The 12,418-nt window shown below is 72.5% G+C and carries 13 protein-coding genes and 1 pseudogene; 3 read left to right on the top strand and 11 right to left on the bottom strand.

Annotation, left to right across the window (positions count from 1 at the left end; translation table 11 throughout):
• Positions 1–11 precede the first annotated feature (11 nt).
• Genes AB0E83_RS18790 through AB0E83_RS18800 form a run of 3 tightly spaced genes read right to left on the bottom strand, consistent with a single transcriptional unit; the run spans position 12 to position 2,053 of the window.
• The gene (locus AB0E83_RS18790; RefSeq protein WP_362112491.1) at positions 12–359 is read right to left on the bottom strand and encodes a nuclear transport factor 2 family protein; all 348 of its coding nucleotides are present in this window, start codon (positions 357–359) and stop codon (positions 12–14) included.
• Complete coding sequence (locus tag AB0E83_RS18795; RefSeq protein ID WP_362112494.1) at positions 356–799, bottom strand: heme-binding protein; 444 nt, start codon at positions 797–799, stop codon at positions 356–358. The genes AB0E83_RS18790 and AB0E83_RS18795 overlap by 4 nt, the downstream gene beginning before the upstream one ends.
• A gap of 48 nt (positions 800–847) precedes the next feature.
• Entirely contained in the window at positions 848–2,053 is a 1,206-nt protein-coding gene (locus tag AB0E83_RS18800; protein ID WP_362112497.1) for an MFS transporter, read from the bottom strand.
• A gap of 138 nt (positions 2,054–2,191) precedes the next feature.
• On the opposite strand from AB0E83_RS18800, the gene AB0E83_RS18805 reads away from it, so the two are divergent.
• Positions 2,192–2,665, top strand: a complete 474-nt coding sequence (locus tag AB0E83_RS18805) for a MarR family transcriptional regulator (protein ID WP_362112500.1) — start codon at positions 2,192–2,194, stop codon at positions 2,663–2,665.
• Between the two features lie 55 nt (positions 2,666–2,720).
• Here AB0E83_RS18805 and AB0E83_RS18810 read toward each other — a convergent pair whose 3' ends face one another.
• From AB0E83_RS18810 to AB0E83_RS18825, 4 genes are all read right to left on the bottom strand, one after another.
• Positions 2,721–3,245 (bottom strand): VOC family protein, encoded by a 525-nt coding sequence (locus AB0E83_RS18810; protein WP_362112503.1) that lies wholly within the window; start codon positions 3,243–3,245, stop codon positions 2,721–2,723.
• Positions 3,246–3,399: 154 nt separating this feature from the next.
• Positions 3,400–4,560, bottom strand: coding sequence for a low temperature requirement protein A (locus AB0E83_RS18815; RefSeq protein ID WP_362112506.1), 1,161 nt, complete (start codon positions 4,558–4,560; stop codon positions 3,400–3,402).
• 187 nt (positions 4,561–4,747) lie between these two features.
• Positions 4,748–5,167 carry an SRPBCC family protein gene (locus tag AB0E83_RS18820; RefSeq protein ID WP_362112509.1) on the bottom strand — a complete coding sequence of 140 codons (420 nt, stop codon included), beginning with the start codon at positions 5,165–5,167 and terminating at the stop codon, positions 4,748–4,750.
• 37 nt (positions 5,168–5,204) lie between these two features.
• The gene (locus tag AB0E83_RS18825; RefSeq protein WP_362112512.1) at positions 5,205–6,215 is read right to left on the bottom strand and encodes an aldo/keto reductase; all 1,011 of its coding nucleotides are present in this window, start codon (positions 6,213–6,215) and stop codon (positions 5,205–5,207) included.
• Between the two features lie 367 nt (positions 6,216–6,582).
• Here AB0E83_RS18825 and AB0E83_RS18830 point away from each other — a divergent pair.
• A pseudogene (locus AB0E83_RS18830) lies at positions 6,583–7,089 on the top strand (transposase family protein); the annotation flags it as partial.
• Positions 7,090–7,203: 114 nt separating this feature from the next.
• Here AB0E83_RS18830 and AB0E83_RS18835 read toward each other — a convergent pair.
• The 4 genes from AB0E83_RS18835 to AB0E83_RS18850 all read right to left on the bottom strand — a co-directional run bounded on the left by AB0E83_RS18835 (position 7,204) and on the right by AB0E83_RS18850 (position 11,079).
• Positions 7,204–7,368: a hypothetical protein gene (locus AB0E83_RS18835; protein WP_362112515.1), complete on the bottom strand. Its 165-nt coding sequence runs from the start codon at positions 7,366–7,368 to the stop codon at positions 7,204–7,206.
• A 123-nt stretch (positions 7,369–7,491) separates the two neighbouring features.
• The gene (locus AB0E83_RS18840) at positions 7,492–9,015 is read right to left on the bottom strand and encodes an aldehyde dehydrogenase family protein (RefSeq protein ID WP_362112518.1); all 1,524 of its coding nucleotides are present in this window, start codon (positions 9,013–9,015) and stop codon (positions 7,492–7,494) included.
• A gap of 58 nt (positions 9,016–9,073) precedes the next feature.
• Positions 9,074–10,456, bottom strand: a complete 1,383-nt coding sequence (locus AB0E83_RS18845; RefSeq protein ID WP_362112521.1) for a GAF domain-containing protein — start codon at positions 10,454–10,456, stop codon at positions 9,074–9,076.
• Between the two features lie 185 nt (positions 10,457–10,641).
• Positions 10,642–11,079: a hypothetical protein gene (locus tag AB0E83_RS18850; protein ID WP_362112524.1), complete on the bottom strand. Its 438-nt coding sequence runs from the start codon at positions 11,077–11,079 to the stop codon at positions 10,642–10,644.
• Between the two features lie 281 nt (positions 11,080–11,360).
• Between AB0E83_RS18850 and AB0E83_RS18855 the strand changes: the two genes are divergently transcribed.
• A complete protein-coding gene (locus AB0E83_RS18855) occupies positions 11,361–12,380 on the top strand; it encodes a DUF389 domain-containing protein (RefSeq protein ID WP_362112527.1) in 1,020 nt (339 codons plus the stop codon).
• Positions 12,381–12,418: the final 38 nt, after the last annotated feature.

Below are 12,418 nucleotides of genomic sequence, written 5' to 3' on the forward strand. Positions count from 1 at the left end.
CTTTCGGAGTTTCAGGCGGTGCGGGGGGTGAGGGTGTAGCGGACGGTCTGGGCGCTGATGAGTCCGTCGCGGAAGACGAATGTGTCGACGCCGTCGGTGACCTCGTGGGTGCCGGTGGCGGCGGTCCACTGGAGGAGCAGGACGTTCCCGGCGAAGATCGGGGTCGACTGCCAGTCGGCGTCCGGGAGATCGGCGAGCAGCTTGCCGATGCCCCGCCGTACTCCCTCGCGTCCCGTGAGGGTGCCCTCGGGGGTGAGGAAGACGGCGTCCTCGGTGTAGTTCTGGCTGATGAGGTCGAGGTCGCCGGTGCCGAGGCGGGTGCCGTGGTCGGCGAAGACCTCTTGCGGGGTGCGGCTCATCGGGCGGTCCCGGCCGGCTCGGTGAGCGCGGCGGCGGCGAAGGAGTGGTCCTGCTCGGGGGCGCCGCCGCCGACGCCGATCGCGCCGATGAGGCGGCCGTCGCGGTGGACGGGGATGCCGCCGGCGATGAAGAGCAGCGGCTTGTCGAGGGCGGTGGGCAGCGAGTGGAACGGGCCGTCGGGCTTGACCAGGTCGACGAGGTCGGCGGTGGGCGCGTTCAGCTGGAGCGCGGTGTACGCCTTGCGGGTGCTGGTCTCGCCGGAGATGAGTACGGCCTGGTCGTCGCGGCGGAAGGCGAGGAGGTGGCCGCCGGCGTCGAGGACGGTGACGCTGACGGTGACGCCGGCGTCCTCGGCGGCGCGGCGGGCGGCGGTGATCAGGGTCTCGGCGTCCTGCGTGGTCAGCGGGGCGACGGGGGTGGGGGCGGTGGTGGTGCTCATGAGGGGTCCTTCTGGTCTTTCTCGGAGGGTTGTCGCTGTGTGTGGGGGTCAGACGGTCGCCGGGGCGGGCTCGGTCGTCATGGATCCGGTGACGACGTGGCTCGCCTTGCGGGTGCGGCGGTCGAGGCGGGCCGCGAGGAAGGCGAGGAGCAGCGCGGTGCCGGAGAGGATCGCGCCGACCCAGTTGGGGGCGGTGAAGCCGAGGCCGGCGGCGATGACGACACCGCCGAGCCAGGCGGCGAGGGCGTTGCCGAGGTTGAAGGCGCCGATGTTGGCGGCGGAGGCCAGGGTGGGGGCGGCCGACGCCTGGTCGAGGACCCACTTCTGCAGCGGCGGAACGGTCGCGAAGCCGAGGGCGCCGATCAGGGAGAGGGTGATCGCGGCCAGGACCTTGTCGTGCGCGGTCGCGGTGAACAGGAGCAGGGCGGCGGTGAGGGCGGCCAGGGCGGTGAAGAGCATCGGCATCAGGGCGCGGTCGGCGAACTTTCCGCCGAGCAGGTTGCCGAGGAACATGCCGATCCCGAACAGGACGAGCAGCCAGGTCACGGCGCTCTCGGTGTAGCCGGCGACCTCGGTCATCATCGGGGTGATGTAGGTGATCGCGGCGAACACACCGCCATAGCCGAGGACGGTCATCGCCATGGCGAGCCAGACCTGCACGTTCTTGAAGGCGGCGAACTCGCGGCGCACGCTCACCGACTCCGGGCGGCCGGCTTCGGGGACGAGCTTGGCGACACCGAGGAAGCCGATGATCCCGAGCGCGGCGACGACGAGGAACGTGACGCGCCAGCCCGCGGCCTGCCCGATGGAGGTGCCGCCGGGGACGCCGACGATGTTGGCCACGGTCAGGCCCATGAACATGAGGGAGATCGCGGACGCCTTCTTCTGCGGGGCGACCAGGTCGGCGGCGACGACGGAGCCGATACCGAAGAACGCACCGTGCGCGAGGGAGGCGACGACCCGGCCGGCCAGCATGAGGCCGAAGGTCGGGGCGAGCGCGGAGAGTGTGTTCCCGACGACGAAGAGTGCCATGAGGGCCATGAGCATCTTCTTGCGGGACACCTTGGTGCCGAGGATCGTCAGCAGCGGGGCGCCGATGACGACGCCGAGGGCGTAGCCGGAGACGAGCCAGCCTGCGGTGGGAATGGTGACGCCGAAGTCTCCCGCGACCTGGGGCAGCACGCCCATGATCACGAATTCGGTGGTGCCGATCCCGAAGGCCCCGATGGCCAGGGCCAAGAGTGCGAGAGGCATGGAGACAGCCTTCCAAGTGATTGCACGGAGCGCTTACGTCGAAAGACAATAATTGCAAGCGCGGTATAAATGCAAGCGCGCGAAGCTCTGGATAGTTGTAGTCCGCGTATGCAACTATTGAGTCAGAAGGAGGTCGCCATGACCGCAACCGACCCCGCGCTGACCGCCCTGGCCCAGGGCTGGACCGCCCTCTCCCTGCTCCACGGGCGGCTCGAGGCCCACATCGAGCGCGCCCTGCAGTCCCGTCACGGCCTGAGCGTGCGGGAGTACTCCCTGCTGGACGTCCTCAGCCGCCAGCACGACGGCGAGGGCGGCCACCTCCAGATGAAGCAGGTCGCCGACGCCGTCGTCCTCAGCCAGAGCGCCACCACACGCCTGGTCACCCGCCTCGAGGACCGCGGCCTGCTCATGCGCTACCTGTGCCCCACCGACCGCCGCGGCATCTACACCGACGTCTCCGACGCCGGACTCGAGCTCCTCGAAGAGGCCCGCCCGACGAACGACGCGGCTCTGCGCGAGGCCCTCGCCGAGGCGGCCGGCGACGAGCGGCTCACGCCGCTGGTGCAGGCCGTCGAGGGCGCGGGCGTGCCGCCGACGGTTCCCGCGGCCTGAGGCACACGTCGGCCACCCCCTCGGCGCGGCGGCGCCGGCGCCGGCCCTGACGGGGTCAGTTGGCGAACCCGCCCTTGGGTTCGATGATCTCCAGATTGGTGCCGTCGGGGTCGTTGAAGTACGCGACCTTCGTGCCCAGTGCGGCTTCCGGGGTGACCTCGCCGGCGATGAACGTGTAGTCGTCGCCCAGGAAGTCGTAGCCGGCGTCCTTCATGCGCCGGTACACCGCGTCGAAGTCGTCGACCTTGAAGCACAGGTGCATGGAGCCGGGCCGGTTCGCCTTGCCGTTGGTGCGCTCGCCGACCGGGTCCTGGAACTGGATCAGGTCGATGCCGAGCCCGTCCAGGTTGATCGTCGCGTACCGCAGTTTCGCGTTCGGCAGTCCCTGCGTGCGGCCGAACGGCTCGCTGTTCATGGTTCCCTGTGCGACGGGCTCACGGCCGGTCAGGGCCGAGTAGAACGCGATCGAGGCGTCCAGATCGGACACCGAGATCCCTACGTGGGCACCCTGCGTGAGGTGCATCGGCGTGTCGGAGACGGCCATGGGAGTCCTCCAGAACGGGCTTGTGCGGGTATTCATCGCAATTCTTCCGAAAGTGATGCATTTCGCATCCTGCCGCGCGAGAAGACCGGGTCGGTGCGCCGAGCTGTCCGCATCCAGCCCTACGGTCGCGCCGGCCGCGGAACGGCCGCGATGAGGCAGGGCGCGCGGAGCGCTTGCTGCTCATGGTCACTCAGGTGCCGGCGGTCATCACGGTGAGCACCCGTTGGTGCACCCGCTTCAGCGCGGTGACGAGCGTGACGAGGATCAGGGCCAGGATCAGCACGGAGACCAGCGGTGGCAGCCACACCGCGGCGACGCCACCAGCGGCGAGGGCCAGGCAGCCGAGCAGGCGTGCGCCCCAGGCCCGGCCGGTGGAGACGTAGTACCACCAAGCCTGGGTGATCACGTACAGAATCGGGCCGCCGAACAGCAGGAGGGCGATCTCGGCGCTGCCGTGTCCAGTGGGGTGGCTGATCGCGAGTTCGGCCCCGACGGCGAGCGCAACCAGCCCGGCCAGCGTGGTGTACTGCCCGCTGACCGCGTGGCGGACCGGAAGGAGCGCGTCGTCCGTCGTCGTGACGTGCAGGGTCAGGATGTCCTCGCCGCCCTTGAAGTAGCTGGCGCACAGGCACACAACGGCCACGAACACTCCGAGTCCCGCGGCCACCGTGGCGACCTCGACCGGGGCGTCGGAGATCACCGTGCCGATGGTCAGCACGGTCTCACCGAGTTGCAGGATGATGAACAGCCGGATCCGCTCGACCATGTGCTCGGCGTCGAAGGTCAGGTCCCGGGACGAGAGGACGTTGCCGGGCAGCGGGTGGGCCAGCCACACCCCCGTCATGTCGACGAGGGCAGCCGCCGCCCACCAGCCGAGCCGCGGCCCGTGGTCCATGGAGGCACCGATCAGCCACAGCGGTACGGAGACCAGGGCCCAGGCCGTGACGCGGCGGTAGTGCCGGCGCAGGACCGGGGTCGGGGCGGCGACCGCGGCCGTGACGTCGGCCAGGAGCAGGATCGCCACCAGGGGAACCACGAACGCCCAGGGCCGGTCGCCGAAGGCGTGCGGGATCTGCGCGTTCATGAAGAGGCCGAGCCCCATCACGACGAGGACGAGCCGATGTGTCAGAGGCCGCTCGACATCGAGGAAGGTCGCGTCGAAGCTGGTCAATGCCCAGGTGGAGAGCACCGCGATCAGCATCACCGCGGTCTCGGCGGCCCCGCGCCAGGACAGCTCGTCGTGCAGGTGGTGGGCGAGCTGGCCGACCGCGAACACGAACACGAGGTCGAAGAACAGCTCCAGCGGGGAGACACTCCGGCGCAGGTTCCTCACGAACGATCCGCTGGTCATGGGGTGGCTCCGTTCGCGGAGGGCCTGCTGCCGGATGACGCCCTCCTCAGGCACGGCATGGATTCACGATCCGGCCTCGCCGCCCACCCCGCAACGCGAAGGTGCTCAGGCACGCCGCAGCCCGGGCACGCCGGGGGCGTGTCCGGGCTCGCGTGGTGCGGCGGTCGGGCCTCGTGTGCCCGTGGCGTCAGGCGGACAGGGTCTTGTGCAGGGCGTCGAGGCCGTCGGTGTAGATGCCGGTGAACAGGTCGACGGCTTCCTGCTCGGTGGCGCCCTTGGGGTGGAAGCGGCCGGACCACTGGACCTCGGCGACGTCGTCGCGGCCGGGGACCGTGTGGACGCGGAGGGTGGAGACGTAGCCGTCGACGGGGAAGGGCGCTTCGAGGATGGCGTAGCTGTAGTGGCGCTCGGCCTCGTCGAAGCCGACCAGGCGCTCGATGATGACGTCGCCGTCGGGGTTGGTCAGGCGGCGGACCCGGCCGCCTTCGAGGGCGGTGCTCTCGGGGATGTACGGGAGCCAGTCCGGGAGGGCGTCGAAGCCGCCGATCAGGTCCCAGACCCGCTGGGGGGAGGCGGGGACGACGCGGGAGACGGACGTGGAAGCCATGGTGGCGCTCCTGATGCTGTGGGGGGGGGTGTGAGGGTCAGGCGTTGTTCGGGAGCGGGGCGGCCGGGCTGACCAGGCCGGCGGTGCGCAGGTCGGTCCAGAACGCGGCCGGGACGTTCTCGTTCAGGGCGGCGGTGTCCTCGGCGATGCGGCTGGGCCGGGTGGCGCCGGGGATGACGGCGGCGGAGGCGGGGTGGGCGAGGGAGAACTGGAGGGCGGCGGCCTTGATAGAGATGTCGTGCTCGTCCGCCAGGGCCTTCAGCTTCCCGACGCGCTCGATGATCTCGGCGGGGGCCTGCTGGTACTCGAAGTGGGTGCCGCCGGCGAGGATTCCGGAGCTGTACGGGCCGCCGACGACCATGTCGACGCCCTGCTCCTGGGCCATGGGGAGCAGGCGGGTGAGGGCGTGCTCGTGGTCGAGGAGGGTGTAGCGGCCGGCGAGGAGGAAGCCGTCGGGCTGCGGCTCGTCGAGGGCGAGGGTCAGCTCGATGGGCTCGGTCTTGTTGACGCCGAGGCCCCAGGCCTTGATGACGCCCTCGTCGCGGAGGCGGGACAGGACGCGGAAGGCGCCGGTGCGGGCCTCCTCGAACTTCCCCAGCCACGCGTCGCCGTGGAAGTCCTGCGCGATGTCGTGGACCCAGACGATGTCGAGACGATCGGTGCCCAGGCGCTTGAGGCTGCCCTCGATGGAGCGCTCGGTGGCGTCGGCGGTCCACTCGTGGAGGATCTTGTTCGGGTTGCCGTGCTCGAACAGGCCGCCCTTCTCTCCGAAGTCGGGCACGTCGGTCTCGTGCTCGTCGAGGACGACGCGGCCGACCTTGGTGGACAGGACGTACTCGTCGCGCGGCTTGCCGGCGAGGACCTGGCCCAGGCGCTCCTCGGCGAGGCCGGCGCCGTAGAAGGGGGCGGTGTCGTAGAAGCGGATGCCGTGGTCCCAGGCGGCCTCGACGGTGGCGGCGGCCTCGTCGTCGGGGATCGCGCGGAACATGTTGCCGAGCGGGGCGGTGCCGAAGCCGAGACGGCCGGGAAGGATGTGCTTGAGCGACATGAATATGCCTTTCGGTGAGGGGTGCGGGGGCTGGTCCGAGTCCCGGCACAGAGGTGAGGCGCAGGTCCTCTGCGGGTGGACGGGCTCCGGCAGAGGTGCCGTGGCAAGGGGCGCACGAGCCGGCTTGGCAGGGCCCCTGCACGGCAAAGGTGATTGCGTGAGCGCCTTATGGGTTAGAACAATAATTGCATGCGCGGGCTAATGCAAGGTGGAGTGCCGCACACGCGGGCCGTCCACAAGGGTGATCAAGGTCCACGGAACGCCTGGCGCGGGTGCGCGTGATTCACACGCGGCAACACCACTGCGCCCGCCGGCCTGATCGCGAGACGTCGGAGGGCCGGCGATCGAGAAGGCCCAGCGAATGCCACTGGCCGCCCTCGCCCCGCCCCTGGCCGAGGCGGTGGAGATCATCCGGAGCAAGGCGTTCGCGATCCTGGACGGTCCCTCCTGTCAATCGACCGGATCGCCGCCGGCACCCCGTACTACTCCGGGAAACACAAGCGTCACGGCATGAACGTCCAGGTTCTCGCCGATCCGTTCGGACGGCTGTTGTGGACGTCCCCCGCCCTGCCCGGGTCCGCCCACGACCTGACCGCCACACGGACCCACGGGATCATCGACGCGCTCGCCGCAGCCGAGCTGAAGTAAGGCGTACCAGGGAGCCGGCCACCCCGTACGCGTCCCGTTCCGAGGCCGCCGGCTCAAGCGATGGAAGCGCCGGCACAACAGTGGTCACGCCAAGATCCGCTGCCTGGTCGAGCAGGCCATGGCGGTCCTGAAGAGCCGGCGACTCCTGCGGAAGCTCCGCTGCCGCACCGACCGCATCACCGGGATCGTCCAGGCCGTACTCGTCCTCCCCCACGCGTCAGCGTGAAGTTGGGAAAGGCTCATCGTCCCACCCAAGGCTTGGACGGCTGGGGCCGATGGCGCGCGACCCTCCAGGGACCGCAGAGGTCGGCGAACGGACTTCCCGGGTCCCGCCGCCAGGTCACACCCACTCGGCCCGGTGCTCCAGAGCCGTGACCGGCCGGAGGTGCGCCGGCTGTTGGCCGGAGCGGTTGTCGCAGGTGCGGCACACGGTCAGGCCGGTGCTCCATCCCAGCCGCGGGATGTCGCCGTGCGCGAGCTGATGCCCGTGGATGTGTCCGGGCACCGCGCCCCCGCTGCGTCCGGCCCGGCCGCGGGGTGGCCCGGAAGGTGGCGTGCCCGGTGCTCTCAGCCGGCATCGGCCAGGCCGCCCTCCGGAGCGGAGGGGCAGGCGCCTTTTCTCGTGCCGCTAGAAGAACCCGAGCTTCTTCGGTGAGTAGCTGACCAGCAGGTTCTTCGTCTGCTGGTAGTGGTCCAGCATCATCTTGTGGGTCTCGCGCCCCACGCCCGACTGCTTGTAGCCGCCGAAGGCGGCGTGGGCCGGGTAGGCGTGGTAGCAGTTCGTCCAGACGCGGCCCGCCTGGATGGCACGGCCGGCGCGGTAGGCGGTGTTCGCGTCGCGGGTCCAGACGCCGGCGCCCAGGCCGTACGGCGTGTCGTTGGCCGTCCGGATCGCGTCGTCGAAGTCGGTGAAGGACGTCACCGCCACGACCGGGCCGAAGATCTCCTCCTGGAAGATCCGCATGCGGTTGTCGCCCTCGAAGACCGTCGGCTGGATGTAGTAGCCGCCCTCCAGGTCGCCGCCGTGGTCCACCTGCCGACCGCCCGTCAGGATCTTCGCACCCTCCTTCTGCCCGATCTCCAGGTAGGAGAGGATCTTCTTCATCTGCTCCGCCGAGGCCTGCGCGCCGATCATCGTCGCCGGGTCCAGCGGATGGCCGGGGAGGATCGCCTCCGTACGGGCCACCGCGGCCTCCAGGAACTCGCCGTAGTGGCCCCGCTGCACCAGCGCCCGCGAGGGGCAGGTGCAGACCTCGCCCTGGTTGAGGGCGAACATCGTGAAGCCTTCGAGGGCCTTGTCGCGGAAGTCGTCGTCGGCCGCCCACACGTCGTCGAAGAAGATGTTCGGCGACTTGCCGCCCAGCTCCAGCGTCACCGGCTTCAGGTTCTCGGCGGCGTACCCCATGATCAGGCGGCCCGTCGACGTCTCGCCGGTGAAGGCGATCTTCGCCACCCGCGGCGAGGAGGCGAGCGGCTTGCCGGCCTCCTCGCCGAAGCCGTTGACGACGTTCACCACGCCCGGCGGCAGCAGGTCCGCGACCAGGCCCAGCCAGTAGTGCACCGACGCCGGGGTCTGCTCCGCCGGCTTCAGCACGACCGCGTTGCCCGCCGCGAGCGCAGGCGCCAGCTTCCACACGGCCATCAGGATCGGGAAGTTCCACGGGATGATCTGCGCGACCACGCCCAGCGGCTCGTGGAAGTGGTACGCCACGGTGTCCTCGTCGAGCTGGCTGAGCGCCCCCTCCTGCGCCCGCAGCGCCCCCGCGAAGTAGCGGAAGTGGTCGATGGCGAGCGGGATGTCGGCGGCGAGGGTCTCCCGGACCGGCTTGCCGTTGTCCCAGGTCTCCGCGACCGCGAGCGCCTCCAGGTTCGCCTCCATCCGGTCGGCGATCCGCAGCAGCACCGCCGCCCGCTCGGCCGGCGGCGTGCGCCCCCACGCCGGGGCGGCCGCGTGCGCCGCGTCCAGGGCGCGCTCGACGTCCTCGGCCGAGCCGCGGGCGATCTCGGTGAACGGCCGGCCATCGACCGGACTCGGGTTCTCGAAGTACCGGCCGCCGGCCGGGGCGACGTACTCGCCGCCGATCCAGTGGTCGTAGCGCGGCCGGTACGCCATCAGCGCGCCCTCGGTACCGGGTGCGGCGTAACGGGTCATGGGCGGACCTCCCTGCGGGTCGGACGGACGGTGCGCGCCCGCCGTCCCCGACCGGCGCTCACCGCCGAGTCTGCGGAAGCGGACGTTGCGACCCCGTTGCGGGAAGCGGACGCGGCGGACCCACGGCGGGGAGCGGGCGCGGCGGGCCCGTCACGGGGAGCGGAGGGGGCGTCCCCGGCGCGCCGGCGGACAGCTCCGCCTCCAGGGCGTCGAGCCGGGCCCGCACGGCCGCCAGCTGCGCCGCCGGCACCGCCGCGCACAGGGCCCGCCACACCTCCGCGTCCTCCTCGCCCCACGCGCTGTACGCCCAGTCCGCGAGGAGCCGCGGATCCGCGCGGGCCACCAGCGCCGCCCGCAGCCGGCCCGCCAGCCGTTCCCGGAGCCGTACGACCCCGGGCGCGGTCGACGCCGGCAGCAGCGGGCCCGCGTACTCCCCGGCCGCCGCCGCCACCGCCCCCGAGGCGAGGCGGCGGTCCACCACCGCGAAGTCCGCGTCCACCGGACCGGCGAGCCGGTACGGGCGCGAGCGCAGCAGCTCCGGACCGAGCAGGGCCCGCAGGCGGGAGAGCTCCGCGCGCAGCGTCACCGGAGCGACCGACTCGTCCTCGTAGAGCAGGGTCAGCAGCTCCTCGCCCGACACCCCCTCCGGGCGGTGCGCGAGCACCACCAGGATCTCGCTGTGCCGCCGGCTCAGCCGCAGCCGCCGCCCGTCCACCGCGAGCAGCGCCTCGTCCCGGCCCAGCGCGGTCAGCCGCGCCCGCCCCGGCCCGGGCGGCGGGGCGAGCAGCGCCAACTGCGTCTCGGCCGCCCGCGCCACCGCCCGCACCAGGCCGAGGCTGTGCGGGTGGGCGAGGCGCTCGCCGCCCGTCAGGTCGACCGCGCCGAGCAGCCGTCCGCTGCGCGGATCGTGCAGTGGCGCCGCCGCGCACGTCCAGTCCCGCACCGGCGGCCGGAAGTGCTCGGCCGACACCACCTGCACCGGCCGGTCGACGGCGAGCGCCGTCCCCGGCGCGTTCGTCCCCGCCGCCGCCTCGGCCCAGCCCGCCCCCGCCGTGAAGTTCATCCGCCGCGCCTGCCGCAGCGCCGCCGGGTCCCCCTCCACCCACAGCAGCCGCCCGCCCGCGTCGCACACCGCGAGCAGATGCCCGCCGTCCCGGGCGTCCGCGCCGAGCAGCTCCCGGATCACCGGCATCGCCGCCGCCAGCGGATGCCCCTCCCGGTACGCGGCCAGCTCCTCCTCGTCCAGCTCCGTCGGCGCCGCCCCGTCCCGGCTGACCCGCGCCCGCTCGGACCGCCGCCACGACTCCGCGACCAGCGCCCGCACCGCAGGCCCCGCTCCCGGCTCGCGCCGCCCGCTCCACCGTGTCGTCGCCTCGCCCAACTCGGCCTCCCCATCGAGGACGTACGCCTTCCAGGCGCACATCGTCGTGGCCCCGCCCACGGCCGACAAGGCCCGGAAGGGGCCGCACACGCGTCCTGGCCGGGACCCGTACGACGCCGCGCACACCGACCCCCCGACCGCCGCTCACGGCGGCGCGTGCCGGATGCCGCCGTCGACGGCCCCGGGGCGGACGGTCCACGGGGACGACGCACGGGCCGTGGCCGTGCCCCGGGTTCCCCGGACTTTCAGGCGAGGGCCAGGATCGCGAGGGCGCCGCCGAGGTCGACGACGGCGCACCACTCCGACCAGGCCCTCGGGACGACGCGGCCCGAGCGGTGGTGGACGACGTCCCAGACGCCGTGGGCCAGCCAGCCGACGGCGACCACCCGCAGCCCCCAGGTCTCGTCGACGGCCAGGGCGAGGAGGGCGACGGCCGTGAACGCGGCGAGGCCCGCGAACTGGACCGCCAGGACCCGGGACCCGCGCAGCTCGCCGCGGAACGCGCCGAAGAGCAGGTAGCAGACGGGCATCACGGCGAGGAGACCGGCGAGCAGCCCGAGGGGCGGCACGCCGTCGACGAAGGTCACGACCACCAGGGCGACCGCGGCGATCGTGGGCCAGCGGTGCGCCAGGCGGCGGAACGGGGAGACGGGGACGTCGTCGTGCGCGGAGCCGGTCGTCATGGCGGGGCTTCCTTCCGGGGCGGTCGCCTGCTCGGACCCGTCGGGTTCCCTCGGGCCTCCCGTCCACTGTCGGGCCGATGCCGGCCGGACGGAACAGGACGCCGCACCGATGTCCGTTTCTTTGGGGTGCGTGTCCTTCCTGTCCCGCCCTCCCCGGCTCGCCGAAGACCTCAACACCCTCCATAATCCTCGAAACGGACATATGGTCAGGTGGGGGCGGCGGCACGCCGACCGCCTCGTGACCGTCGATCCCATCGACTTCGCGGCCGGGAGGACAGGCAGTGGGAAGCGTCGACGAGGCGGCCGCCCGGCGGATGGCCGACGCCCTGTTCATCGAGCGCGAGTGGCGCAGCCGCAGTTCCTCCCGGTTCTGGACGCTGCTGCTCCTGGCGTCGGTCATCGCGGGCGCCGGCGTGGTCGGCGACTCCACCGCCACGGTCATCGGGGCGATGATCGTGGCCCCGCTGATGACCCCGATCCTCGGGACCGCGCTGGCCCTGGTCCTGGCCGACCGGACGCACGTCGTGCGCAGCGCCCTGCTCGTGCTCGGCGGCGCGGTGGCCGTGGTCCTCATCGGGATGCTGCTCGGGTGGGTCGTCTCGCCCCCGGACGCCTTCTCCGGCAACAGCCAGGTGTCCTCCCGCATCAGCCCGCGCCTGATCGACCTCCTCGCCGCGCTGGCCACCGGAACCGTCGGCGCCTTCGCCCTGGTCCGCACCGACATCTCCGACACCCTGCCGGGCGTCGCCATCGCCATCTCCCTCGTCCCGCCCCTGGCCGTCACGGGACTGCTGATCGCGGTGGGCCGCTACCACGACGCCGGGGAGTCCGCGCTCCTGTTCGCCACCAACGTCGCCGCCATCGTCGCCACCGGCACCCTCGTCTTCCTCGCCTACCGCGTCCGCGACGCGGCCGGCCGGGCCGGGCTGACCGTCGGGGCGTTCCACGGCCGCACCCTCGTCGCCGTCGCGGCCGTGGTCCTCCTCGTCGCCGTCCCCCTCACCGCCGGCACCGTCTCCGTCGCCCGCGACCACGCCCTGGCCGCGGACGCCGCTCCCGTCGCCGACCGCTGGGCCTCGGGCGGCTCCTGGCAGATCTCCTCCGTCGACGCCCGCAACGGCGTCCTCCTCGTCGACGTCCTCGGCCTGCCGCCCCAGCCGGCCCCCACCGCCCTGCGCGCCGCCCTCGACCGGGCCGGCATGGGCGACGCCGACCTCCAGCTCCGCCTCGTCGGAGGCCGCACCCACTGGTGCCCCGCCTCCTCCACCACCTGCACCGTGGAACACTCCCGCGCCGACTGACCGCCGGACCGCTCCGCCCCTCCCGCGGCCCGGACCCC

This window comes from Streptomyces sp. NPDC035033, assembly GCF_040636735.1.
In the GTDB taxonomy this organism is placed as follows: domain Bacteria; phylum Actinomycetota; class Actinomycetes; order Streptomycetales; family Streptomycetaceae; genus Streptomyces.